Source organism: Polymorphobacter sp. PAMC 29334 (assembly GCF_019431245.1).
Classification (GTDB): domain Bacteria; phylum Pseudomonadota; class Alphaproteobacteria; order Sphingomonadales; family Sphingomonadaceae; genus Polymorphobacter_B; species Polymorphobacter_B megasporae.
The window spans coordinates 252,928-278,097 of record NZ_CP080245.1 but is presented as its reverse complement, the minus strand read 5'-3'; the positions used below and the strand labels follow the sequence as shown (position 1 = coordinate 278,097).

Below are 25,170 nucleotides of genomic sequence, written 5' to 3'. Positions count from 1 at the left end.
GACCGCGACGTTACTACAGGTGGCAACGCGAAGGGTTTGAGAGCGGGATGTCACAGTCGACGAGCGATCCCTGGCCCTCTGCAAACTACCTTCTCTCGCGTGTGCTAGTGAAGGATCAGCCCACGCTGGCAAAGTGGATGACAGCTGTGCCGCTCAAGTTGGGGCAGGTTCTGTACGAGCCCGGCGAACGTCTCGAACCCGTTTATATTCCTACAGCTGGCATGGTGTCACTGGTCGTTGTCATGCCTGACGGCAGTTCGGTCGAGACCGCCGCGATCGGCTGCGAAGGGGCCGCTGGAATAAGCGCCAGCGGGCCTATCAGCTCATTCCTGAGGAGCCACAGAGCACCTTCGAGCAGCTTCGCGAGCGAGACCGGCTCCGGAAAACCCAGGACGCTTCATGGACTGTCGGGCGATTTAGGGGGCTACTTCAGCCTCTTCCCTCGGCACGCGTTTTCCATCGTGCGTTCGACGGAAACAACAGCGTCAGTTGATCCTTCAACGGACCATAGAGGGGGGAACTCGGCAAAGCATGTTACGTTTGGCAACCACTTGCCGAAGGGCAGCTTTGCGCGACCGGAAGGTTCAAAATGAGCAACGACACCACCAGGACCGGAATGCCTCCGGCACCTGCATCTCACGATGATGAGGAAAATCGATTGGCTGGGTCTGCGATGTCAAACGTTGCTCCGTCGGCAGAATCTTTGCTCGGCGAGGGTAAAGCGCAGGTGAAGTTGACGTTGGACAGTGTTTCTGCGGCGGTGCGCGACGTCGCTACCAATCTCGACGGTAATGGCGCTGCACCGCTAGCTAAATATGTTCACGCTGCCGCCGATACCGTCGCCGGCTGGGCGAATACGGTCGAACACAAATCTGTCGATCAATTGCTGGGCGACACTAAAACGCTGATTCGCACCCGCCCTGCCCTTGCCATTGGCATCGCCGTTGCCGCCGGTTTCGCGGTATCGCGCTTCGTTCGACCAAGGTGATCGGGATGCAGGAGGAAAATTCAATCGTTGATCTGCTTCGTCAGCTCGTCGAGGACGGCAACCATCTTGTTCGCACCGAAATTCGTCTCGCCAAGTCGGAATTGCGCGACAATGTTGCCTCGGCCGGCAAGGGTGCGGCAGGTATCGGCATCGGTGCAGTGCTTTTGCTCGGCGCGATATTCACTTTGCTAGGGGCTGCGGTGGGATTTCTGACCCCGCTGCTGGGTGCTGGCTGGGCTGCAGTAATAGTTGGCTTCGCCGCGTTGGTAGTTGGCGGCGTCCTGATCATGAGCGGGGTCAGCAAATTGAAAATGTCGAGCATCGTCCCCGACCAGTCCATCAAATCGGTTAAGCGCGATGCGGTAGCGATTGCGGAGAGTGTACGATGACCGAGGAGACCAAAGCGATCGAGACCGAAGCCGCAGCTACGCGCGACCGGGTTGCGGGTACCATAGACGAGCTTCAAATGCGGCTGTCGCCTCAAGCAATGGTCGATAATGCAATCGGGTCAATAAGTTCAGCAGGAAAGAAAGCTGTCGCTTCCGCGCAAACCGCCGCGGGGGGGCATCCACTCGCTTTCGGGGCAGCCGGGCTGGCAATCGGGATTGCATTGTTCGCACGCAGCCGTTCGACGCGTGCCGTGAGCGAAAGCGTCGACAGCTTCACCGCTGATGCAGACGACAACAAAAGACCTGCTGTGCATCGCGCCGATGGACGCTCGCAGGCCGGGGCCACCCCCAAGCATATCGACGCGATCCACAGTAAGGCGCACACCGCGCACGGCGACGCTCCGCTTGCGATCCTTGTCGTCGGCGCCGCAACCGGGGCACTGCTCGGGACCGTAATCCCAGTGGGTGGAGTAGAGATGTCGGTACTCGACGAAGTGCGGGCCCGGCTCGGTGCGGCTGGTGACGTTGCGATCGCCTCGGCAAAAGACGAACTCGACGTTTCGCAGCTGTCACTGTCAGGCGGCTTTGACGGTATCACAAAGCGAATAACCGCGTCGTTGGTCAAAATTTTGCATGAGGCCAGCGCGGCGTTCGGCCGATCGATTAAAACGAGATAACGAAAATAGCGCCGGTAGCGGTCGCCATATTGACACACGGAAGCAAGAAGGGGCCAGCATCGCCTTTTATACAGCGGTGTGGAGCGTCAGTCTGTCTTTCAAATACAAGAGCGACGTCATTAACGCCAAAGCTGACTAGCAGGAGTTAGACCTTCTTTGCAGTTGTGAAGTCGTAGCCGCCGCGGACCGCGCGCTCAGCGTTGGTATCGTCGCGAAGATACTGGTTAAACTGAACCTGACTAAAATTAAGGGCAATGTTTTCCATCGGTTCGCCACCCGAGCTCTGGCCCGACGTCGTAAACGACGTGCAGATCACGTTCTTCATGACGTATTCGATATACTTCGCCTCAGCACCATCCGACGCCTGGATCGTTACGGCAAGTTGTGCTTCGGGGGTGTTCTTGCCCTCGAGCGACTGGAGCATAAACTGGGTGGTCGTATCGTCCTGACGCTTGACCAGATGAACGTCGCCCGGTGTGACTTTCCCGGATGACATACGGTTGCCGCCGGCGCCGGCAGTCGTTTGCACCGCGACCGAAAAACCCCAGCTGTAGGAATCGAGTTCGATCCAGCCCTTGTACGGACCGGCGGTGACAGCACCCTGAAGCGACCCGAGCTTGAGATAAACCGGCATGTTCCGCCCTCTAACGTTATGAAATGGTGATCGCGCAAATTTCCTTGCGCGTCAATAATGCCGTAACTTCTGGCCGATCGACGGGCGAAGCGGAGGGAGCACAATCCGTCGCGGGGCACCTCATTCAGCTTGGTCGATCATCACCCGTTTGCTATCAGGTCGTCATGCCTACAATCGCCGGTGAATCCTACGAACAGCGTCTGGCCGACGTTTTGCGGCGCACGATGACCAAGGTTGGTCCAGAGGCAAGAGATCAGCTGGCGGCGTTAATCACGCCTGACTCTCTGGCCATCGTTGCGGCGGTGCTTGTTGCCTGGGTGGTCAGTCATGCCTTTGGCGTAGGCGAGATCGTCGACGTAATCACCAGTGTGGTGGGAATATTCTCGATCGGCATGGCCGTGTTTTCCGGGATCGACGAGTTCTATCAATTTGGGAGTAGGGCCTATTATGCGCGAACGCCTGCAGACCTGGACGCGGCGGCTCAACATCTTGCCAAAGCCATCGCCATTCTAGGTATTCAGGCCGTGCTCGCTTGGCTATTTAGGGGACGACCACGGGGAGGCCGGGTGTTCCAGGAGGATATGCCGCCGATCAAATCCGGCGTTCGCTATCGGCCGCAAACGGCAAGAGTGGGATATCTGAAGGCCCATACCGGACGATCGAATTTCTGGGGCGACTCCGAAATCTCTTCGCTAGGGACGAAAGAGGACCAGGAGCTCGCTCGTGTCCACGAGAGCATTCATCAATTCCTCGCTCCTAAGTTTTACATTCTACGACGATACCGCGTCGAAAATACTGCCGGGTCGTACATCAATTCATCGTTCTATCGATATACGGTCGAGGCGGTAGCGGAGACACTGACAAAGCTCCGGGTTCGGGGCTATGCCTGGGAGAACCTGAAGCTCGGCATGAAATACCCCGTCTATGATGGCGAGGTTTATGTCTACCTGATGAAAGCTGGCGCTGCCGACTCGGAACTGTACGGATCCGGCTTGATCCCGGAAGGCGCCGGATTGATAGCCGGCGGCCTGAGTGCAGGATATTCCTATCACCTGTGGTTCAAGCGCGGCGCGCCGGGGTTGTTTCGGGAGTGGGTTAAAAGCTACCATCTCCGGGTATTGACTGGTAACCACCGGCATCATTGAGCAGCTTGCAGGAGTAAACCAAGGGGGTGGTTCGGTTTGTCTGCACGTGAATAGCCATCGAGACGGGGCTCTCTGTTCAATTGCGAAACTCTTTGAAATCTTGATAGAAATCGCCGTTAAGGGGCGACTGGCCCAATCCGCGGAACGAACGGTCGGCAATTACAATTGATCGCGCCCACTTGGCGGTGTCTTGCTTCGACCGCCTATCCGCCCAAGTGCAAATGCGGGCTATCGCAGCGGATGGCGACCTTGATCAGGAGCCGCACACCCTTTACCCTTTAGCATCAGAGGATTAAATGAGGGAAGTGATTCCCTCGGTCATTACACTGTTGGCGGCAGCTCTCCTGCTTGTACTGGGTTTTGGCTTTGGGCCGTTACCTACGAACCTGCTTACGGGTATGGAGCTACTCGGTGTACCATTTTGGCTCGAATGTCTTGGCCTCGGATCATGCCTGACAATCGTGGGATGTCTCACGCTATGGCGTTTTCGGGCGGATCAGACAGAGGTGGCTCGGTTCAATTGAACAGCTCGGCGCGACTGCTAAGTGGAGTGTGGGCTGGTTTCATGCCGCTGCGAGAAGCGGACGGTTGAAGTAGACGTGATCGGGTGTCCTGCGGTCAAGCGACGAGTGCGGGCGTCTGCCATTGTAGAAGGTCAGGTAGCGTCCGATCGAGGCGCGCGCCTCGCTGACCGAACCATAGGCGGGCGGGTAAACTTCCTCGTACTTCACCGAGCGCCACAGGCGCTCGACGAACACGTTGTCCCGCCAGGCGCCGCGGCCGTCCATGCTGATCGCGATCTTCTCGCGGTGCAAGACGGCGGTGAACGCCATGCTGGTAAACTGGCTGCCTTGGTCGGTATTGAAGATTTCCGGCGTCCCGAAGCGCGTCAGCGCTTCCTCCAAAGCCTCGATGCAAAAGTCGGTCTCCAGCGTGATCGACAGCCGCCATGCCAGCACCCGCCGGCTGAACCAGTCGACGATGGCGATCAAATAAACAAAGCCGCGCGCCATCGGGATGTAGGTGATGTCGGTCGCCCAGACTTGATTGGGCCGCGTCACCGCCAGCCTGCGCAGCAGATACGGATAGATCTTGTGCCCTGGCGCCGGCTTCGAGGTGTTCGGCCGCCGGTAGATCGCCTCGATCGCCATCTTCTTCATCAGTGTGGAGACGTGCAGGCGGCCGACTTTGACGCCTTCGGCGGCACGCAGATCACGTAGCATCCGGCTTCCCGCGAACGGGAAATCCATGCGCAGCGCATCGATCCGCCGCATGATCGCGAGGTCGGCAGCCGAGGTCGGCCTAGGTAGATAATAGACGCTGCCGCGGCTGATACCCAACTCCCGCGCCTGCCGTGTCACCGGCAACGCATGCGAAAGTCGTGTCCCGGGTGGTGGTGTAGCTCGCGGTTGGCCATCGGCGACCTTCGGATAGGTTTGGGTTGCGACACTCAACCGACGGAGATTACCGATGACCGACGATACGATGAACCTGCAGGCGCTGGTGGGGAAGAGCGCCGACTCTGATTTTCTGCGTGAGATGATCGGCTTTGCCGCGCAGCGACTGATGGCCCTTGAGGTCGGCGGGCTCACGGGCGCGGCTTATGGCGAGAAGAGCGATGACCGGCTCACCCAGCGCAACGGCTATCGTGAGCGCGACTGGGAGACCCGGGCCGGCACCGTCGAGCTGCGCATCCCCAAGCTCAGGAAGGGCAGCTACTTCCCCGGCTTCCTCGAGCCCCGACGCCTTGCCGAGAAGGCGCTGACCGCGGTCGTGCAGGAGGCCTACATCCAGGGCATCTCGACGCGATCGGTCGATGACCTCGTAAAAGCGATGGGCGAAGCCGCCCAAGGTTCCAGGCGCGAAGCGCAAGGAATGGCGGCGGAGGGATGAGCGGCATTTCCAAGAGCCAGGTCAGCCGGTTGTGCGAAGATATCGACGTTCGCGTGAAGGCGTTCCTCGAGCGTCCCATCGAAGGCGACTGGCCCTACGTCTGGATCGACGCCACCTATCTTAAAGTCCGCCAAAACGGCCGCATCGTCTCGGTCGCGGTCACCATCGCGGTCGGCGTTAACAGCGACGGTCGCCGCGAGGTGCTCGGCATGGCGATTGGCGCGTCGGCGGCCGAGACCTTCTGGACCGACTTGCCTAGCGCGGTCTCGCGCGTCGTGGCTTGCGCGGCGTGAAGCTGGTTATCTCCGATGCCCACGAGGGCATCAAGGCTTTTGTCTCCCGCGTGTTCAGCGCCACGTGGCAACGCTGCCGTGTGCACTTCTCCCGCAACGCGCTGGCGCACGCCGGCAAGAGCGGCCGCCGTGTCGTCTCGGCGTTCATCGCCACCGCCTTCGCCCAGGAAACGCCTGACGCCGCCAAGAGCCAGTGGCGCAAGGTTGCCGACCAGCTGCGCCCGACCGTGCCCAAACTGGCGACGTTGATGGATACCGCTGAGGAAAACGTCCTTGCCTACATGAGCTTTGCACCCCAGCACCGGCTCAAGCTGCATTCGACGAACCCGATCGAGCGCGTCAACGGCGAGATCAAGCGCCGCACCAACGTCGTCGGCATCTTCCCCAACGAGGAGGCCATCACCCGTCTCGTCGGCGCGATCCTGCTCGAACAGAACGACGAATGGGCGGTTCAGCGCTCGCGCTACATGACGCTGGAAAGTGTCGCCCAGTTGAGCGATGATCCGCTCGTCACGCTGCCCGCAATGGCCGCTTGATCAATCCGGCCTCGCCGGAGATCGCTGGATCAACCCCGGCGAAGCTACACCACTCAGTGGGACACGATCCATGCGAACGGTCGTTCATCGTTTTGCGCTCGGCAACAGTCCCGCCTTGCCGAGCGCCCCGGACAAAAAATCGTTCACCAGCGTCAACTCGCCGATCTTGGCGTGCAACGTCTTCACGTCGATCGCCGGCTCTGCCGGCTCGTTATGACCTTCCGATCCAAAAACCCCTGCGGCCCCTTCCAGCAACTGGCCGCGCTACGTCGTGATCTGGTTCGGGTGAACGTCGAACTGCTGCGCCAACTCGGCAAGCGTCTTCTCGCCCTTCACGGCAGCCAAAGCCACCTTCGCCTTGAATGCCGGACTGTGGTTCCGGCGTGTTCGCTTCGTCATCTCATCTCCTGTTCGGCAGCCATGCTGGCCGCCTTCAGGCAGAAACTCCACTCAGCAGCCTGAGCAGATTTGCCGAGCCACCTCTGACCTTCAATGTCTTTTACCGGCGGCACAGCGTTGTATAATCCGGCACCGGCCAATCCAGTCCCGCCATCTTGATCAGGCTCGCAACCAATCCCATCCCTTGCCGCAGAGGCAGGTTGAACAGCGTCTTCAGCGTCAGGCATAGCTCGATCGCGCTGTCTGAAAACGGTAGCGTCCGCGCTCGTGGTGTAATTTCCCGGTCTTGATGACGGCGTTGCGGGGGGTGGGGGCTAGCCCCACCCCCCGCAACGTCGATCTCGGCGGCCACCGGGCTCATCGGTTAAGGTGGAAGTGTCGACCTTCGCCAAAACCGAGGAGTTGTTCCCAATGACCGATGACAGACTACCGCTGGCCGAGCTGATGGCGAAGACCGGTGATGGCGATTTCCTGCGCGCCGTTGCCGAGAGTGTGCTGCAAATCATCATGGAGGCCGATGTCGACGGCCTGATCGGCGCCGGCCGCCACGAGCGATCGGGCGATCGCAGCACGTGGCGCAATGGCTACCGCGACCGATCGATCGATAGCCGGCTCGGCACACTCAACCTGAAGATCGCCAAGCTCAGGACCGGCGCCTACTTTCCCGGCTTCCTCGAGCCCAGGAAGACTGCCGAGAAGGCGCTGGTCTCGGTGATCCAGGAACTGTGGATCGCTGGCGTCAGCACGCGGCGCGTCGACGAGTTGATCCAGGCGATGGGCGCAGCCGCCCAAGGTTCTGTGCGCGTAGCGCATGGAATGGCGGCGGAGGGATGAGCGGCATCTCGAAGTCGAGCGTGTCGAAGCTGTGCAAGGATATCGACGAGCGCGTGAATGCATTCCTGAAGCGCCCGCTCGTCGGCGACTGGCCGTACCTCTGGCTCGATGCGACCTACCTCAAGGTCTGCGAGGGCGACCGCATCGTCAGCGTCGCCGCCATAATAGCGGTCGCCGTGACGACCGAGGGCAAGCGCGAAATCATCGGGCTGCACATTGGTCCGAGCGAGGCCGAGCCGTTCTGGTCGACCTTCCTGCGCGATCTCGTCCGCCGCGGGCTCAAGGGCGTCAAGCTGGTCATCTCCGACGCGCACGAAGGCCTTAAGGCGGCAATCACCCGCGTCGTCGGCGCGACCTGGCAGCGTTGCCGGGTGCACTTTATGAGGAACGCGCTCGCCCACGTGCCCAAGGGCCAAAACACCGTCGTCGCGGCCGCGATCCGGCAGGTCGTCCTCCAGCCCGATCACGCGGCCGCGACCCAGAATTGGCGACACGTCGCCGACCAGCTGCGCGGCCGCTGGCCCAAGCTCGGCGTCTGCTTGGACGGCGCCGAGCACGACGTGCTCGCCTACATGACCTTCCCTGAGCAGCACCGGGTCAAGCTCCACAGCACCAACCCGCTCGAGCGGTTCAACCAGGAGGTGAAGCGCCTTGCCGACGTCGTCGGCATCTTCCCCAACGAAGACAGCATCAAGCGAATGATCGGGGCCGTGCGCCTCGAGCAGAACGACGAATTTCAGCTCCAGTGCCGCTACATGCAGCTCGAAGGTATGACCGCACTCGCCACACCCACAATCGAGAAGATCGCCCAGCTACAGATTACACCCAAGGCCGCCTCAACGATGACAACCCGGTGCCACACCCGAAATTACACCACGTTGACGGAAACGACCCTGAGAACCGCATCGGGCGACCAGGACGACCACAGGGCACCGATAGCCAGTGCATCTCTGGTTCGAACATATTCCAACGACCCACGGCGCTTCGGCGCCGCATTATACTGAGGCCATTCGTCGTGCGATACACAGGTGCGGCAGGTTCGGGCATCACGCCTATCTATCCCGCTCGATTCCCTGCGTGAATCCCCAACGTCAGTTTTGCATCAGAGCCAGCTTCAAGATTGCCTGCTGTGCAATATCGCGCATCTAATTTATCCCATCTGGTAAGGCCATCTCGACGAGGACGTCTGCAGAGGTTTTCTCCTCTGGTTTGCGCTCTAAAATCGGTGTATGATAATCATGTATCGTGTTGGGGATGTATGGTTTTAGAGCAATTGGCTATCACACTACCTGATGGCTGGATTGACCGGTCGATGATCGTCCACACGGCGCCTCCTAACGCGGGTCAAGCAGTCGTTCCTAGTGTCGTGATCGCGCGCGAGGTCCGATCATCCGACGAAGACTTTGCCGAATTCTGCGCGCGACAAATTGCTATCTTTGAGACCACTCTCCCAAATTATACGTTGGAAGGTCAGCAGTCGGGCCGTATCGGCGATAACGCCGCCCGACGTGTCGACGTGCGCTGGAACGCGACGATGGGGGCTATGCGACAGCAGCTATCTTTCATCGATCCTGGTGATACGACGGTGATCTCGTTTACCGCGTCGGCAGCGGCGGACGAGTTTGACGAGCATCAGGCTGTTTTTGACGCCCAACTGACTGCGCTTGCGAACTCATCCGCCTGCTTGGCCGATACCAAGACAGGCATCGTAAATGGGTGATCGGCAACCAGCAGCCCGCGTTGGCGATCCAATAGCCCATGGATCGGTTGGATCTTTCTTAGGGTCTCTATTCGGAGGCGGCGCAGGCTCGGGCCAAGCCGGGTCTGCCGCGTCGGGAGGGGCCGGTACAACCTTGTTAGCGATGCTCGGCGGTCTCTTCGGGGCCAACTCAAGCAGCGCGGCCTCGGGCAAGCTGATCACCGGATCATCGAACGTCCGGATAAACGGCAAGTTCGCGACGATGACAACGCTAGCTACAGCTCAATGCTCAAACCACGCTGGCAAATTGCCGGTCATCAGCGGCTCGACGTCGGTCAGAATCAACGGAATGCCGGCGGGCCGGATCAGCGAGAAGATCAGCTGCTCAGCGGTGATCGTCGCGGCAGCCTCACCCAACGTCAACATCGGCGGTCCAAGCGGCGAGCCGACCTCGGCCGAACAGTCGAAGGCCTTGGCCATTGCGTTGGTTCAGGCGGGCGGCTCTGGTGACCAAACCGATGTTGCACTTGTCGTAGCGGAACTCGCCAAACTACCGGCTGCCGCCCTGCAGATTCTGCGCGACAATGGGGTGAAGGTCATAGCAGCGCGGAATTCGGTGACCGATTACGCGACCGAGCTCAAGGGGGTTCACCCTCGTGGCTGGCCACCTGGCGCCACCTGGGATAACGTTCCGGGAGCGTATATGCACGACCGTAACGCCGTGGTGATCGCGACAACCGGGTACGGCACTCCCGCTGGCCCACACGTTCCTGTGACAGGCGAAGGACATGGCTCGGCAAACATGACCGTGCATGAGACCACACACGCCGTTGATGCCTTCGCTGGACCACAGCGGAACTCAAGCAGTTCAGACTTCACGGCAGCGCGGAATAGCGATCTGAGCGGTCTTAGCGCCTACGAACAGCAGGCGGGCGCCGGCGGGCCTTCCGAAACTTATGCTGAAAGTTCAGCGCGCGTATATGGAGGCCAGCATGGACCAACACAACAACCTGCGCTCGACGCTTACTGGCGCAGTCATCCTCTTGGCGGTAAGTAGTTGTGGCATGGCAACGGGAAAACCAGCGGTGACGAGCAAGACAAACTATACCGATTTGCAGACCATTGGTGTAGCGACTGAGGAAGCGGATGGCACTATCGTACTAACATTGAGAGCTGTTGGGAATGGTGCCATCGGCGACGGTCAGTTCAGGTATCCAAAGAATCACCCTCAGTATGCGATGATTGCCGCGCATGTTGGTCCAATTCCAAAAGGTGGCTCAGTTGCAGTAAAGCCTTTTCAGGAGGAAGCTAAGTAGTTCCCCATGATGACACAGTCCAGATCCGACAATTCATGATTATCTGTGTTCTTTCTAGCCCGTCTTATTTACCGAACTTGGCGCTCCAGGTTGGCGAGCGTGGCTTAACTTACTGATTCGGTGTAGAGAATGGTTGCTTAGACGACCCTCTGACCCCGGACAGAAAGTGCCACGCCCGCCATGGCTGAGGATAGCGTTGCCGGTTTCGGATTCCCAGCCATTTGCCGCAAGAAAGTGACGGCGGCGTTCGATGGCGGGCGGCTGACATCGGATGGCGGCGTCCTGCTGCTGGCGCAGGCGGAGCGCGCGATGGGCATCGCCGGGCGCCTGGCCGGCTGCATCGCCAACCCCCGCGACCAAAGCCGTGTTGTCCATAGCCCTGTCGACATCCTGCGGGCGCGGATACTGGCGATCGCCTGCGGCTATGAGGATGCCGACGATCTCGATGATCTGCGCCACGATCCCGGCTTCAAGCTGGCGGCGGGCAAGTTGCTCGGCGGCGCTGTCGGCCTGGCCAGCCAGCCGACGATGAGCCGCTGGGAGAACGCCCCGACAACCCGCGAGCTAGTGCGGATGATGGACGTCATGGTCGATATCTACTGCGCCAGCTATCCCGCTCCGCCGGCGACGGTGACGCTCGACATCGAAGAGACGGTTGATGTCGTCCACGGCGGCCAGCAGGTGTCGTTCTGGAACGGCCATTATGGCGAGCGCTGCTTCCTGCCCCTCCATGTCTACGACACTGCGACCGGCCGGCCGGTGGCGATGCTGCTACGCACCGGCAAGACGCCGTCGGGTGGCGAGATCGCCGGTCATGTCAGCCGGCTGCACCGGCGCATCGACAAGCACTGGCCCGACACCGCGATCACGCTGCGCGGCGACGGTCATTACGGCCGGCCCGAGGTCATGGCGTGGTGCGAGGCCAACAAGGTGGATTACGTGTTAGGGCTTCCCGGCAACCGGACCCTGCACGCCGACCCGGTCATTGTCGCTGCCGCCGATGCGGTCTGCGTCGACCGTGCCACCCGCGCGTTGCCGGTGCTGCGCCGCTATGCCGAGACCAGCTATGCGGCCAGGAGCTGGGGCGACACTGGCAGGCGGGTTGTCGCACGCATCGAGGCCACCATGCTCGGTCTCGACATCCGCTTCGTCGTCACTTCGCTCAAGGCCGGCAGCGCCCAGCATATCTACAACACGCTCTATCGCGCCCGCGGCCAGGCCGAGAACCTGATCAAGCTGCACAAGGCCCAGCTGAAGAGCGACCGCACCTCGTGTCGCTCCGCCAATGCCAACCAGATGCGGCTGATCCTTCACACCGCCGCCTACTGGCTGATGTGGCGCCTACGCCTGGCGCTGCCGAAAACCTCAGCCCTGAGGTCCGCCGAGTTCGCCACCCTCCGCCTACGGCTCATCAAGGTCGCCGCGCGGATATCGAGACTGCCAGCCGCATCCGCGTCGCGCTGGCCAGCGCGACGCGGATGCCAAGCTGTTCCGCCACGTCGCCCTCAGCTTACGTGCCGCCAGCCCATAGCCGATGCGGCCGTGCCGCCGATCGAACCCAGCCCCGCAAACCTGCCAGCATACCGAAATCGCGCCGCTCCCGCGCCGCCGGAAACTGCGTCCCGCGTCCGTCGCGAAACCGCCAAGCCGAGGCAGAAAAGCCATGGCGTGAAGGCTCAGTAGAGTCGAGGACGGGCGCGGTGGCGTGAGCCCCGTCTCCCGTCCCCGCTCATCAAACCGGACGTGCCGATTTCCGGCATCCGGCTTTCCGACTGGCTTCACCGCACAGCTTTCGGTGGTGGCCCGATGTGAGCATTCCGAAGCCGCATTACCCCGCCATCCCCATAGACATAGTCATAGGAGAAGAGACGGTTGCCGCGCCCCGGCACATTGTGCCGCCGCACAAGGAAGTGTCGAACACTCTCGTAGACGTGGTGATCGACCGCCCGATACGCCTGCAAGCGGGTGCCATAGCCGAAGTAAGCCGACCAGCCGCGCAGAAGGCGGTTGAGCCGGTCTCGGACATCAGGCCATGTGCCCATATCGCCGGGTACCAGAAGATCGCCCACTTTGTCCTTCAATCGCTGGACACTCTTCCGAGACGGGCTTGCGCCCAGATACCAGTGGCCATCCTTACGGAAGTACTCGGGACCAAAGGTATATCCAAGGAAGTCGAAGTGGTCCTGACGGGCATCCCGCACCGAGGTTTTGGCCTCATTGAGGGTGAGCCCGAGCTTGGTCATCACCACCTTCGTCCACGCCAGTGCCTCATCCGCGAAGCCGCGACTGAGGATGACGAAATCGTCGGCATAGGCAACGACACGTGCTTTGAACACCTCGCCGCGCGCGGTCTGACGCCAATGCTTCAGGAAGCGGTTCATGTAGATATTGGCCAGTAGCGGACTTGCGACACCACCCTGAGGCGTGCCGCACGTTGCCTTTTGCCCTCCACTGATGCGCCGCTTGCCGCCGCTGTCCCGCTCTTCGACAGGCGATTTGAGCCACATCTTGATAAGACGCAGCACATGCCGGTCGACAACCCTGCGAGCCACGGACCTCAGGAGGTCCGTGTGCGGAATCGAGTCAAAATAGCCCGATAAATCGGCGTCTACCACGTCGGTGTAGCCCCGGCAGATAAGCCGGTGCACTTCCTTGACCGCCTGTCCACCACCCCGGTTGGGGCGATAGCCATAGGCGCTGTCCTCGAAATCCGCCTCGAAGATCGGTTCAAGCACCAGCTTGGCGGCAGTCTGAACAACGCGGTCCCGAATAGTCGGAATACCGAGCGGTCGTTGACCACCCCCAGGCTTGGGAAGCATGACCCGACGCACCGGCTGTGGCCGGTACGTCTCCGAGACGAGTTCCTCGCGCAATCCCGCCAGCCACTCCTGCGCGCCCGCCGCCTCGATCCGTGCGAAGGTCACCCCGTCCACACCTGGTGAACCCGCATTGCTGCGGGCAAGCCGATAAGCGTGGTGCAGAATATCGTCGCGACAGATCTTGTCGTAGAGCGCGTAGAAGCGAAAGCCAGGTTCCGCCTTCGCTTTACGATACAGCTTTCTCTGAAGAGTCCGGATATTATCAGGCGTTTGCAGGCTCATCGCCAATCACCTCCACCTCGTCATCGTCAAAAGCACACCAGAAGTCAGGGTCCTTCCTTCCGCCGGCATTACCCGGCCTCAGCAGTACTATGACCCTGTCCGACTCCCGCTCCGAACCGCCGCGCCAAGCACGACGTTGAGGCCGCTACCCTCGCCCGGGACGGGTCTCCCCCGATTACCCGCATCACCATTCCAGCGTGCCGTGCCCATTACCCCGGCGGATCGAGCGGGTGCGCTCGTCGATTTCTTCCCCGCTCATTCTGCCTTCCCCGTTATTCAGGCGGGTCGGCATCCGCATCATCACTTTCGAGGCCTGCTCAGGCTTCACACGTTACGGCCCGCTGGATCGCTCAACCGCCCAAGGCGGCCTTTGTCACGAGGCTTCAGCCCGACCGGTTACCCGGCAAAGCCGCTCGTCAGCTACCAGACCTATCGACAACTATCTGGGTGGAACCTCCCTCCACTGGTGTTACGCGCCTTCGGGGCGCACTGAATAAGATGGGCTAGAGCCTTCGCGTAGGCCGCAGCTGTACCAAAGCCATGTCACCCGAGTAGAAAGTCGATATCAGCCGCGGTCAGCTTGGCCGGCGCAGCGTCGTCACCTTCCCAGAGCATGGCGGCCAATGCGCGCTTTTTGTCCTGAAGGCCGAGGATCTTCTCTTCGATAGTATTGCGCGCGATGAGGCGGTGGACAAAGACCGGTTTGGACTGACCGATGCGATGGGCACGGTCGATCGCTTGCGCTTCCACCGCTGGGTTCCACCACGGATCGTATAGTATGACGGTGTCAGCCGCGGTCAGGTTCAGCCCGGTTCCGCCTGCCTTGAGGCTTACCAGGATCAGCGGCACCTCGTCAGCTTGAAACCGGCGGACGGGGGTGTCGCGGTCCTGGGTGCTGCCGCGAATTTCAACATAGGCGATCTGCAACGCGTCAAGCTCGGGTTTGATCAGGTCGAGCATTGACGTGAACTGGCTGAACAAGAGAATCCGACGACCCTCGCGCAGCAGTTCCGGCAGCATTTCCAGAAGCCGGGCGAGTTTTGCCGAGCCTGCGCCTTTACCGCTCGACCGTGGCACGAGCCGTGGGTCGCAGCAAAGCTGGCGCAACTTGAGCAACGCATCGAGAAAGACGATTTGCGATCTGAGCAGGCCGACACGAGCAATCTCGTCGCGCACCCGCTTCTGCATCAACAACCGCAAACTCTCATAGCTGGCCAACTGGTTCTTCTCGAGGTCGATCCATTCCGAAATCTCGGTCTTTTCCGGCAGCTCGCGGGCCACCTCATCCTTTGTGCGGCGGAGCATGAAAGGCTTGAGGCGCCGACGCAGGAGCGCCTTTGCCTGATCATCTTTGTCGCGCGTGATCGGTTTGTCGATGGTGCGCTTGAACTGGTCGAGAGACCCGAGCAGATTGGGTGTCACGAGATCCGTCAGGCTCCAAATGTCGGTCAGTTGATTCTCGACCGGCGTTCCCGACAGTGCAACGATCTGTGGGGCCTTTAGCGTCTTGGCAGCCCGGAAGCTCGCGGTTTTGGGGTTTTTCAATACCTGGGCTTCATCGAACAGGATCAGGCCGAAATTTTGTGCCGCGAACAGCTTTTGATCGCGTAGCAGCAACGGGTAGCTCGACAGGATGATATCGGCCGCGGAGAGTGCTTCAGTCTGGTTTTGGCGGTCATTGCCATGCCAGAGGACGACACCAAGTTCAGGCGTAAACTGGGCGATTTCGGCTTGCCAGTTGGGCAGCACCGAGGTCGGACAGATGATAAGCGCAGGTGCTGCGAGATTACCGGCTGCTTTGAGCGTGGTGATATGGGCCAAGGCCTGCACGGTTTTGCCCAGCCCCATGTCATCCGCAAGGACGCCGCCAAATCCGGCGCTGTGAAGGGCCTGCAGCCAGTCGAGTCCTTGTTGCTGATAAGGCCGCAGTGTTGCCTTGAAGCTGGCCGCTGTGACCGTCGCTTCCATCTCGATACGGGTGAGTGCACGGGCAAGTATCCGCAGTGCATCGCCGCCGCGCCAGGCAATCTGGCCGGCGCTAGCAGTTTCGAGGTCGGCCAGCACTGCGATGTCGCTGCTCGGAAGACGCATGCGCTCGGATGCTTCGCGTTCATTCAGCGCCATCTCGAGGAGCATCGCCAGCACGGGCCTGATCTGCTCGGTTGACAGTTGCGCGAGCTTGCCGGGGCCAATCGCGACGGTGATGGTATCGCCCGCCTGCCCAAGCAGCGCTGGCCCTCCAAGCGCCAGCAACTGGCGCAGCATTGGGAGAATATCGACGATCTTGCCGTCGATGCGAGCGCCAAGGCTGATGTCGAACCAGTCCGTGCCAGAGGGCGTGACATTAAACTGCATGTCGGCGCTACTCACCTCGGCGAGGGTCAGTTGCCATTTCGGGCCATATTCAACCCGCCAGTCCTCGGCGCGCAACCGGGGGAGCGCGGTCTGCATGAACGCTGCAAAATCCGTTGCCTGGGCAAGCGGGTGCGGTGCAAAATCCCAGCGCTGGGCGTGCTTGCTCTTGATCTCGTCGAACGCTTCCAGTGGCATCAGCCCATATGAAAACAACCGATCGAGCGCCTGCGCTTCCGCCCTGAGGTCGCGAGTAAAACGAACAAAGCCTGCGTCCCCATTGCTGGTAATCTCGGCGCCATTTGTCGATGACGTGACGCGGGTGCCGGCATAATCGAAGCTCAGCCGCGTGATTGCCATGTCGCATTTATAGGTAGCCGCTGAATAATATCCCCGGCGACGGGTCGAGATGGCATCGACCTTGTCCTGGACAAATGTCAGCACCGGTACCGGCGCTATGAGACCCAGGTTCTGCAAATTATCCAACTCGGGCACCGGCACCGCACCGCCCACAATCCCAGGCCAATGGTCCGCCAATTGCGGGACTGCCTCGGGCGGAATTGGCGGCATCAGCAACAAACGTTGGGCAAGAGTGGCTTCGGCATCGCATTGCACTCGATGTATCAAACCGGTCTCTTCATCGACGATGATCGGTGGCGCTGTCGCGAGCAGAGTTTGACCCGGTGAGAGGCCGTCCAACGCAAGCCGCTGTTCTCCACCCGCGAGCGTTACCCAGCGCCATCGGGCTGGTTGATCATCGCCCCAGCGCAGCGCTGGCCCATCGGCCTTGCGCCAGCGCGCCTGGCCAGTGGCGATGACTTTTTCGATCCAGTCGCCGCCGGCCGCACCTTTTGGTGTGCCATGGTTGTCGAGATCGCCGCCATAGTTGCTCATGCGGCGGACCAGCCATTGGTCTACCGGCCTCAGCGCAAGGCCTCCGTCACGCAGGGCATAGGAACTGGGCTGGAGCCAGTTTGGCTGGCTGCGAACAAACTGGCTGCCCCCAAACTGGCCGCCAGCGTCCTGCCCCCACAGCCAAACGCTCACCACCAGACGCTGCGCCAATGGTTCGCCAGCTGCGGGTGGAGCTTTACCCTTTTTGCTCTTTCCATCATGCAACGCGCGCGGCGCAAAGACATAGACCAGATCGAAAACACTGCGCTTTGCAGCCTGGACTTCGCTTTGCGCCTCTGCGAGCCATTGTAGCAGCGGCTGTGGCAGCGGCACCGGGCGGGTCGAGGCAATCGGCGCGACGCGCGCAAGGTGCGGTGATGCCCCCGGTGCAGTGGACTGGCGGGCTTGTACCGCAAACAACACGGCCGCCCCATGCTTGCAGTCAAACCCGACAGGGCAGGAGCAGTCGACAAGTGCCTCGATAGCACCCCCTGCGTTATCGGGAAATAGAATGGTCACTCCATACGGCGTGGCAGCGCCGCCCCTGACCTCGGCTGATATCAATTCAAAGTCCGCATTGATTTCGAGCGCGCTCACCCGGCCTTGCAGCCAATAGGCGTGCCCGGCGCTAACCATGCTGGTCGTTTGAATGATATCCGCGATCAGCGCGTTGGTGATCGGCGGTATCATGACATCAATATGCCCGATACCGTGCGTTGCGATCAAGCGCGGGCATCGCCGGTAGAGCGCCCCACCAAGCCATGAAGTTTAGTATCTTCGCGGCTATGCTGCGCGCGGGCGGTCGGCTCCACATCAGTAGCTCCAGAGAGGGTCTCGCAACCCCTGGAATCAAAACGGACCCCGATCGTCCAACCTCATCGCGATGCCGTTCCCAAACAGCCTGTAATTTCACCCGCGGTCATGCGCCATATCGACCGCCGCGCGTACATGCAGTTCGGTCGTATCGAATACTGGTAAGTCCGGAAGATCGCCCTGCGAAATCAGCAGGCAAATCTCGGTGCAGCCAAGAATGACCGCTTCTGCACCGCGCTTACGCAGGTTGTTAACGATCCTCAGATATTCCTGCTTCGACTCGTTCCGCAAATCTCCGCGTACCAATTCGTTGAAAATGATACCGTCGACGATCTCTCTGTCCTTCTCGGGCGGCACGATGATCTCGACCCCGAACCTGTCTCGATAGCGGTCACGCAGTTCGATCGAGTTCATCACCGGCATCGTTCCCAACAAGCCGGCCTGAGCTATTCCAGCTTTACGGATTGCTGCTCCGGTCGGGTCGGTGATGTGTATGAACGGAATGCTACGCTCGGCCATAATCGGCTCCACGACACGGTGCATCGTGTTGGACACGCAGATGACGACGTCGGCACCCGCACGTTCAAGCCGATCGACTTTGTCGCTAAGATAAGCCCGCGCTTCCTCCCATCGGTCAGCGCGGACGAAACACTCGATGTTCCCGAAGTTGACGGAGACGATGACGATTTCGCCATTGTCCCACCCACCAAGAATCTCATTCAGCTGTTTATTGAGCAAACGATAGTATTCGCCCGTGGCTTGGTTACTCATGCCGCCCAAGACGCCTATGGTCTTTTGCGGCAGCGGGCGCAATTTCTCGGGGTGCATGATCGTCCTTCTCACATATCAGTCGCAGCACGATGCTCGACAATCACGGCTCCAGCTCGCCCGCGCGAACCAGAAGTTGGACCGCCTGCGCCGTGCTGGCGGCGCTGAGGCGGTTACGGATACGGCGCAAATGATTTTCGACTGTACGTTCGGATAGGTCCAGCAGCAAAGCAACGTCAGTTTGTCGGCGGCCGGACGCTATCCAGCGCATTACCTCAAGCTCACGATCGGAAAGCCGCGGCATGGCGGCGGCAGGAGTGATCGGCGCAGAGAACCGCTGCGCCGAATTAAACGCGGCGACCGCTACCAACGTCAGCGCCAACTGCGCTTCGATGGTGCTGTCGATCGCCAAGCCGCCAAAGCTCATTGCGCCCACAAGCCCGACAGGTCCGTACACCGGCACCTGAAGCCCGTGTAAGCCTGGTCCGGAAGGGTGACCCACGCGGTAGTTATCGAGACCCGGCTCACCCGTCTTCGTCCAGAAAAACGGCCGATCCGTTTCCAGCACGTGTCGGTTGACCGGACAGCGGGCCAGATAGGTTTTGGGGTCCAGCTTACTGCCGCTGAACCAATCGCCCTCCACCCACAACAGGTGGTCGATAATGCCGGCTTCCGGGCCATTTCCTGACAGCGGTGCGGTGTAAAGGACGAAGCGGTCATAGCCGAGCCTGCAAGCGAAAACGCGGATAGTCTCGCCAAGCGAGTCCATATCCGCGCTTTGCTCGATGGCGATGACCGCCGGGGTTACCCCGCCCAGCGGCCCGTCCACGCTTAACCCGCCGCGACTTCGGCGAGCAGCGTCTCGGCTGCCAGCTTGCCCAGCGCATTGGCGGCCAATGGCCCCGCGCCCGTCAGCAGCTTACGATCCTTGAACGTGGAATTATCCGGTTCGCTGTTGGCGATCGTCACGCCCAGCGCCTTCAGCTTCTCGCCGAACTGCCAGGTAAGATGTCCTGGCATGTAGCCGATGTCGGGGATCATGCGGTCCGTCGCATCCGGAAAAGCGGTGATCGTATAGCCCGCGAACGGGAATTCTCCGCCATCACCGGTCGCCGAAAGGGACAGCAAGGCAGCGGGCCCGTGGCAGATCGCGATGATGTGCCGATTGCTGTCGAGCGCCCAGCGCAGAACCGCAGCGACATCCGCGCTGAACGGCAGCCCGATCAGCGGGCCGTGACCACCGGGAATGAATACCGCCGCATAATCACTGTTCGGACCCAAACCCTTTACCACATCGGACAGCCGAAGCGGCTTCTGGAATTTCTCGATAAGTGCTTCGTGCAGCCCGGTAATCGCCGCGTCTTCCTTGGGCATGGCCCAGAACTCGAACTTCATCGAATTGCCGGACACTGTCGCGACGTCGAATTCAAACCCGGCTTGGCGCAGATGATACATCGGGACCAGCGTCTCGATCGCGTGGTTGCCGGTCGAAAACAACGTGCCGTTATCCATTTCCAGATACCGCTCGTCGGTCCCGATCACGAGGATGCGTCGACTGCCTTTATGGGGCTGCGCATAATCGGCTCCAGCCAAGTCGCTCTTGGGGCTAGTAAACTGTCCAAGCGCAAACTTCGAGGGGAAAAAAGCATTGAATTCGGCTTCGTCAGGCTGCGGGTCTTTGCTTAGCGGGAAGATACTCATGGGTTTTCTCCTTGTCAGACGTAGATTGTAAACAACTATCGAGAGGCTGATAATGGGGGGTTTCCCTCAACCCATGCGTCCGCCTAGTTGCTTTGGCCGGCGCGAAGCCGCCCCTCTGCTGCTTCACTGACGATAGAATTAGCCCAACGCCCGTGTTGCCGAGCGGAACTCATTTAAGGCGGTTAGCGCATGTTGCTCTAGTCCAGTAGCGTCACCGTCGTCAGCCTCGGACCATTTCTCATAGCCCTGCTTGAAGGCGAGGACGCCCAGTTCGGCAGCAAGGTGCGCGGTCGGAGCAGGAACCCCGCGGGCAATAAGAGCGCGAGTCATAGCGGCCGCGAGACCGACGCTTTTTAGCGCGTCGCGCTCCTGTAGTTCGGCACTCGCCGCTACTGCGGCTTTTAGCCGAGGCCCGAGCTTGCGGTTCATCGGCCCCATTTCGCTTGAGGCGCGCTTCAAACCATCCGCAACCGCCTCGAGCGGTGTGGCGTCCCAGGGAGCCGCAGCGATCCCTTCGACGAGAAGACGGCTTAAGGTGTCCTGCCCTGCCACCAAAAGCTCACGCTTGTCAGGGAAGTGTCGAAAAAAGGTGCTTTTCGTGATTCCTGCGCGGTCGGCGATCTGGGCGACTGTCGTGGCATCGTATCCCTGTTTGAAAAACAGGTCGACCGCCGCGACGACAAGGCGTTCACGCGCTCCAGGCTTCCACCGCGCCATCTGCCCCACACTTACGACGGGACTCTTATCCCATCACTATGTTAGAATTGATGAGACAAAGGTCGCATAGTCGAAAGGAAATTGCGTGCGTGTTTTCGTCACCGGTGGCACAGGCACCATCGGCTTTCCCGTCATCAATGAGCTTCTCTCCAACGGCCACACCGTCCTTGCGCTGGCTCGATCGAATAGCTCTGCCAAAATCCTGCAGCACGCCGGTGCCGAGGTGCTCTTGGGCGGACTAGCGGATCTAGAAGTATTACGGACCGGTGCTGCGCAGGCCGAAGGCGTTGTCAGCCTGGCCTTTTCACCCAACTATTACAGTGCCGAAGGGCTTGCGGACGCCATCGCCGAGGAGGGCGCCGCCATGGCTGTCTTGGGAGAAGCGTTGATCGGCAGCGACCGCCCAATCGTCACTGTCTCCGGTACGCCGTGGGTGGTGGGACGCGCCGCCACTGAGGCGGATCCCCTGCCACTTGCAGGGCCGGTTGCTGGTCGCGCGCGTTCGGTCAATGCGCTGTTGGCGCTTGCCTCGCGCGGCGTGCGCGCCACCTCTGTGCGTATGCCGCGAACCGTTCACAACCAAGGCAAAGGAGGCTTTGCCGGTCTGTTGGTCGATGAGGCGCGGCGTAGTGGCGTGGCGGGCTATCCTGGCGAGGGAAAACAGCGCTGGCCGGCCGTCCACGCCCTCGATGCTGCGCGCTTGTTCAGGTTGGTTCTCGAATCGGCGTCGGCCGGAACGGCTTGGCATGCTGTTGCTGACGAAGGTGACGCCGTCCACGATATCGCAACCGTCATCGGCCGGCGGCTGAACTTGGCCGTGAAGGCTGTTCCTCAAGAATCTTTTGGCCCGTTCGGCTCGATATTCGCAATGGACCAGCCCGCCTCTAGCGCTCACACCCGCGACATATTGGGATGGGAGCCGACGCACCCCAGCCTTCTCGATGACCTCGAGAACATTCAGCCGTAAAAGCTGCGCAGCTTGCCACTTCGAGTTGGCTCAGAAAGATCTCTGTCCGACACTATGGCTTGCGCGGTGCAAGCCATAGTGTCGTCACTTAGCGGCAGTTATCGCCACAATTTCGGACTTGCCAAAATTCGGCACGTTGACCCGAAACTGGCCATGTGGAAGCTGCTTAAGCTTGACCTTGAGCTTCATCTTCTCAAGCCCGGTAGTTCATTTTGGACGGGCCGATCGGGAGCGATTTATCGCGATCCGAAGCGGGCTGTTGCGGCTTCGGTGACGGGCATGAAGAGACTGACGAACGTACCTTCCGGGTCGCGGAATTGAAGCGAGCGGTTTCCCCAAGGCAGTAGTTTGGGCTCATGAACTAGTACAGCCTTGTCCTTCAACCGGGCGAACGCGGCATCCACGTCGTCCACCATAAATTCTAGGATCGCAGTGCGGTTCGCGCCCGGCTCGGCGCTTCTCTCGGCAAAGGCGGCGACTGTCTCGGCGCTGCCGATGGCTAAGGTGGCGGCAGGCGTGACGATCTCGGCGAACTGCGGAGCAAGCCACTCGGCGGTTTGGCCGGTCACCATCTCATAGAAAGCAACCATCGTCGTGATGTCGGCAGCGATCAGACGGACGGAGGCGAACTTCATATTAGTTTCCTAAGGCTGGCCGAAAATCGGCTTGTGAGTCACGACCTTATGGCACAGGCGTACTGCCAGCGTTGTGTCAGCAGGAATAAAAAGGGCAATGCGCCGCGCCGAACGCCTCTTTCAGATCATCCAGATCCTTCGGCGATCAACCCTTCCGGTGACAGGAGCCGCATTGGCTGCCGAACTGGAGGTGTCTACGCGTACCGTATACCGCGATGTCGCGCACATGATGGCGCAGCGGGTGCCGATCACAGGCGAGGCCGGGCTCGGCTATTTGCTGGCCGTCGAGTATGACATGCCACCGCTGATGCTGACACGGGCCGAGTTGGAAGCCATTGTCTTGGGCGCTCAATGGGTCACTAGGCGCGGCGATCCACTGCTGTCACCTGTGGATAGGCGTCCAAGCGGGACCCCACCGGATTCGGGGCAAGTAATTGAAGTCGTATACCGTTATCTTGCAGAGGGGGTCCCGATAGGCGCCGAGCGGGACCCCCTGTCGATAGCGGTTTGCAGTGCTATTTCACAGGGTTACGCAGCGGTGCAGGGGGGTCCCGCTTGGACGCCTATTTACACTCAAGGACTCGATCCCCTTCGTCAAGAAGGTGTTCGCCGGGGAAACGATCGCGTCGACGTGCGGCTGACGATGCCGGAGGAAACCGTGATCGAGCTTTATCACGGCGAACATACCCGGTCGCTTCGGGTGCGGTGGGTCCTCGAGGAAATGGGCCTGCCGTACAAGCTCGCACCCGTCCTCTTCCCGCCGCGCACGCGTCAGCCAGGATTCCTACTCGAGAACCCCCTCGGATCGCTGCCGCTTTTGATCGATGGCGCCGTCCGGATGACCGAGTCGATGGCGATCTGCGAATTTCTCGCCGCTAAATACGGACCCACAACGCTGATGGTGGATCCGAAGGAACCCGGCTTTGCCGACTATCGTCAGTTCTGCTGGTTCGGAGAAGCGGGCCTGATGCCACCGGTCGGCGTGTTCCTGGTCTATATCATGATGACCCCGCCAAATGACCGTCCCGGCAAGGTGATCGACAATGCGCGCGCGACATTCGCTCGTCGCCTCGAGGCGGTGGTTCAGGTCCTCCGTAGGTCCGACTACATGGCCGCCGAGCGCTTCACCCTAGCCGACGTATCGGTCGGCTATGCGCTCGAGCTGGCCGACAGGCTGGGTGAGGGTACCACCTATCCGATCAAGGTCGCGGCCTATCTCGAACGATTGGCTTCCCGCCCCGCCCATCAGCGAGCCGCCGCACTTCTCGAAAACGCATGATTTAAAGGTGTCGAATGTCGTCAGCCATGAGCCGCTCGCGTGAGATCAGATTCAGGTCGCGTCCGGAAGGAGCACCGTCCGCTGCAAACTTCGAACTTGCCGAAGTGTCGCTCGACGCACCGGCCGACGGCGAGGTGCAGGTGCGCAACCTATGGATGTCGGTCGATCCGTACATGCGTGGTCGAATGACGGAAAGGACGAGCTATGTATCGGGCTTCGAACTCGGCAAGGTGCTTCAAGGGGGCGCGGTAGGCGAGGTAGTAGTGTCGAACGCGGACGGCTTCGTTCCGGGAGACCTTGTCCAGTCCATGCTGGGATGGCGGGAAGGGTTTAACGCACCAGCCGCAAGTCTTCAGAAGTTGCCGGATCTGCCTCTGCCCCCTGAGGCTTATCTCGGCGTCGCGGGATTGCCGGGACTGACGGCCTACGTCGGCATGTCGAATATCGCGGAAGTCAAACCGGGCGACGTCGTATTCGTGTCCGCGGCGGCCGGCGCAGTAGGGTCAGTCGCGTGCCAGATCGCCAAGATCAAGGGCGCAACGGTGGTGGGATCCGCGGGCGGTATCGAAAAATGCGCGTTCCTGCGCGACATCGGCGTCGATCAGGTCATCGATTACAAGGCCGAAACCGATCTCACCGAAGCGCTCGCCCGGGTGGCACCTGACGGGATCGACGTTTGTTTCGAGAACGTGGGCGGCGTCCATCTTGAGGCCGCGTTGGCCAACGCAAAGTTCTTCGCGAGGTTCGCCCTTTGCGGAAACATTTCGAACTACAACAAGCAGGCCGAAGGCCCACGGAACATCGAGATCGCCGTCACGCATAGTCTGCGACTGCAGGGCTTCATCGTCTCCAACTATTTCCACCTCATGCCGAAGTTCGCGCGCGAGGTGTCTCAATGGGTAGCGGCCGGTAAAATGCAATGGCGCCAGACAGTGGTCGATGGATTGGAACAAGCACCGGATGCTTTCGGCAGGCTGTTCACCGGCGAAAAGCTAGGCAAGATGCTCGTAAAACTTGCGTGACAAGCGGCCATTTGAACGCGGTCTTGATCAATTGACTTGGCCGCTTAAACCATCGCGTCTCCTCCCGCCGGCGCCGCGGGGATACAATCCGCAGCGGAGGGATTAAACGGCATACGAA

At 60.5% G+C, this 25,170-nt stretch carries 19 protein-coding genes and 6 pseudogenes; 13 read left to right on the top strand and 12 right to left on the bottom strand.

The genetic code is table 11. The annotated features are described in order from the left end of the window. Nucleotides 1–589 precede the first annotated feature (589 nt). From KZX46_RS22450 to KZX46_RS22440, 3 genes are read left to right on the top strand one after another with little or no spacing between them, the layout of a single operon-like run. Nucleotides 590–988, top strand: a complete 399-nt coding sequence (locus tag KZX46_RS22450) for a hypothetical protein (protein WP_219777272.1) — start codon at nucleotides 590–592, stop codon at nucleotides 986–988. Between the two features lie 5 nt (nucleotides 989–993). Then, nucleotides 994–1,377, top strand: coding sequence for a phage holin family protein (locus KZX46_RS22445; RefSeq protein WP_219777271.1), 384 nt, complete (start codon nucleotides 994–996; stop codon nucleotides 1,375–1,377). Continuing rightward, nucleotides 1,374–2,054, top strand: coding sequence for a DUF3618 domain-containing protein (locus KZX46_RS22440; protein WP_219777270.1), 681 nt, complete (start codon nucleotides 1,374–1,376; stop codon nucleotides 2,052–2,054). Before KZX46_RS22445 ends, KZX46_RS22440 begins: the two co-directional genes overlap by 4 nt. A 145-nt stretch (nucleotides 2,055–2,199) precedes the next feature. On the opposite strand, the gene KZX46_RS22435 is transcribed toward KZX46_RS22440, so the two are convergent. Further along, nucleotides 2,200–2,688, bottom strand: coding sequence for a type VI secretion system tube protein Hcp (locus tag KZX46_RS22435; RefSeq protein WP_219777269.1), 489 nt, complete (start codon nucleotides 2,686–2,688; stop codon nucleotides 2,200–2,202). A 23-nt stretch (nucleotides 2,689–2,711) separates the two neighbouring features. On the opposite strand from KZX46_RS22435, the gene KZX46_RS22430 reads away from it, so the two are divergent. After that, nucleotides 2,712–3,833, top strand: a complete 1,122-nt coding sequence (locus KZX46_RS22430) for a hypothetical protein (protein ID WP_219777268.1) — start codon at nucleotides 2,712–2,714, stop codon at nucleotides 3,831–3,833. A gap of 563 nt (nucleotides 3,834–4,396) precedes the next feature. On the opposite strand, the pseudogene KZX46_RS22425 reads toward KZX46_RS22430, so the two are convergent. Beyond that, nucleotides 4,397–5,206 (bottom strand): annotated as a pseudogene (locus KZX46_RS22425) (IS3 family transposase); the annotation flags it as partial. 97 nt (nucleotides 5,207–5,303) lie between these two features. Between KZX46_RS22425 and KZX46_RS22420 the strand changes: the two are divergent. Further along, nucleotides 5,304–6,555, top strand: a pseudogene (locus KZX46_RS22420) (IS256 family transposase). 70 nt (nucleotides 6,556–6,625) lie between these two features. On the opposite strand, the pseudogene KZX46_RS22415 reads toward KZX46_RS22420, so the two are convergent. Continuing rightward, nucleotides 6,626–6,954 (bottom strand): annotated as a pseudogene (locus tag KZX46_RS22415) (transposase); the annotation flags it as partial. 103 nt (nucleotides 6,955–7,057) lie between these two features. Continuing rightward, nucleotides 7,058–7,222 (bottom strand): annotated as a pseudogene (locus tag KZX46_RS22410) (transposase); the annotation flags it as partial. A gap of 143 nt (nucleotides 7,223–7,365) precedes the next feature. Between KZX46_RS22410 and KZX46_RS22405 the strand changes: the two are divergent. The 5 genes and pseudogenes from KZX46_RS22405 to KZX46_RS22385 all read left to right on the top strand — a co-directional run. Then, nucleotides 7,366–8,624 (top strand): annotated as a pseudogene (locus KZX46_RS22405) (IS256 family transposase); the annotation flags it as partial. Between the two features lie 476 nt (nucleotides 8,625–9,100). After that, nucleotides 9,101–9,508, top strand: a complete 408-nt coding sequence (locus KZX46_RS22400) for a DcrB-related protein (RefSeq protein WP_219777267.1) — start codon at nucleotides 9,101–9,103, stop codon at nucleotides 9,506–9,508. Beyond that, entirely contained in the window at nucleotides 9,501–10,544 is a 1,044-nt protein-coding gene (locus tag KZX46_RS23580; protein WP_370647570.1) for a PAAR domain-containing protein, read from the top strand. Before KZX46_RS22400 ends, KZX46_RS23580 begins: the two co-directional genes overlap by 8 nt. Next, nucleotides 10,480–10,803, top strand: coding sequence for a hypothetical protein (locus KZX46_RS22390; protein ID WP_219777426.1), 324 nt, complete (start codon nucleotides 10,480–10,482; stop codon nucleotides 10,801–10,803). The genes KZX46_RS23580 and KZX46_RS22390 overlap by 65 nt, the downstream gene beginning before the upstream one ends. Before the next feature lie 180 nt (nucleotides 10,804–10,983). After that, nucleotides 10,984–12,334, top strand: a pseudogene (locus KZX46_RS22385) (IS1380 family transposase). 247 nt (nucleotides 12,335–12,581) lie between these two features. On the opposite strand, the gene ltrA reads toward KZX46_RS22385, so the two are convergent. The 7 genes from ltrA to KZX46_RS22350 form a co-directional block, all read right to left on the bottom strand. After that, nucleotides 12,582–13,904, bottom strand: a complete 1,323-nt coding sequence (ltrA, locus tag KZX46_RS22380; RefSeq protein WP_219777265.1) for a group II intron reverse transcriptase/maturase — start codon at nucleotides 13,902–13,904, stop codon at nucleotides 12,582–12,584. A gap of 184 nt (nucleotides 13,905–14,088) precedes the next feature. Beyond that, nucleotides 14,089–14,232 carry a hypothetical protein gene (locus KZX46_RS22375; protein ID WP_219777264.1) on the bottom strand — a complete coding sequence of 48 codons (144 nt, stop codon included), beginning with the start codon at nucleotides 14,230–14,232 and terminating at the stop codon, nucleotides 14,089–14,091. Between the two features lie 215 nt (nucleotides 14,233–14,447). Continuing rightward, a complete protein-coding gene (locus KZX46_RS22370; RefSeq protein ID WP_219777263.1) occupies nucleotides 14,448–17,876 on the bottom strand; it encodes a DEAD/DEAH box helicase in 3,429 nt (1,142 codons plus the stop codon). A 183-nt stretch (nucleotides 17,877–18,059) separates the two neighbouring features. Next, nucleotides 18,060–18,791 carry an aspartate/glutamate racemase family protein gene (locus tag KZX46_RS22365; protein ID WP_219777262.1) on the bottom strand — a complete coding sequence of 244 codons (732 nt, stop codon included), beginning with the start codon at nucleotides 18,789–18,791 and terminating at the stop codon, nucleotides 18,060–18,062. 43 nt (nucleotides 18,792–18,834) lie between these two features. Continuing rightward, complete coding sequence (locus tag KZX46_RS22360) at nucleotides 18,835–19,560, bottom strand: PA1136 family autoinducer-binding transcriptional regulator (RefSeq protein WP_226896331.1); 726 nt, start codon at nucleotides 19,558–19,560, stop codon at nucleotides 18,835–18,837. Between the two features lie 2 nt (nucleotides 19,561–19,562). After that, nucleotides 19,563–20,432 (bottom strand): glyoxalase III HchA, encoded by an 870-nt coding sequence (gene hchA / locus KZX46_RS22355; protein WP_219777261.1) that lies wholly within the window; start codon nucleotides 20,430–20,432, stop codon nucleotides 19,563–19,565. A gap of 138 nt (nucleotides 20,433–20,570) precedes the next feature. Further along, the gene (locus KZX46_RS22350) at nucleotides 20,571–21,149 is read right to left on the bottom strand and encodes a TetR/AcrR family transcriptional regulator (RefSeq protein ID WP_219777260.1); all 579 of its coding nucleotides are present in this window, start codon (nucleotides 21,147–21,149) and stop codon (nucleotides 20,571–20,573) included. Between the two features lie 85 nt (nucleotides 21,150–21,234). On the opposite strand from KZX46_RS22350, the gene KZX46_RS22345 reads away from it, so the two are divergent. After that, nucleotides 21,235–22,116: an SDR family oxidoreductase gene (locus tag KZX46_RS22345; protein WP_219777259.1), complete on the top strand. Its 882-nt coding sequence runs from the start codon at nucleotides 21,235–21,237 to the stop codon at nucleotides 22,114–22,116. Between the two features lie 236 nt (nucleotides 22,117–22,352). Here KZX46_RS22345 and KZX46_RS22340 read toward each other — a convergent pair whose 3' ends face one another. After that, nucleotides 22,353–22,751 (bottom strand): VOC family protein, encoded by a 399-nt coding sequence (locus KZX46_RS22340; RefSeq protein ID WP_219777258.1) that lies wholly within the window; start codon nucleotides 22,749–22,751, stop codon nucleotides 22,353–22,355. 97 nt (nucleotides 22,752–22,848) lie between these two features. Here KZX46_RS22340 and KZX46_RS22335 point away from each other — a divergent pair, with 97 nt between their 5' ends. Both KZX46_RS22335 and KZX46_RS22330 read left to right on the top strand, forming a co-directional pair. Then, on the top strand, nucleotides 22,849–24,030 hold the full coding sequence (locus tag KZX46_RS22335; RefSeq protein WP_219777257.1) for an HTH domain-containing protein: 1,182 nt from the start codon (nucleotides 22,849–22,851) through the stop codon (nucleotides 24,028–24,030). A gap of 26 nt (nucleotides 24,031–24,056) precedes the next feature. Next, the gene (locus tag KZX46_RS22330) at nucleotides 24,057–25,052 is read left to right on the top strand and encodes an NADP-dependent oxidoreductase (protein WP_219777256.1); all 996 of its coding nucleotides are present in this window, start codon (nucleotides 24,057–24,059) and stop codon (nucleotides 25,050–25,052) included. Nucleotides 25,053–25,170: the final 118 nt, after the last annotated feature.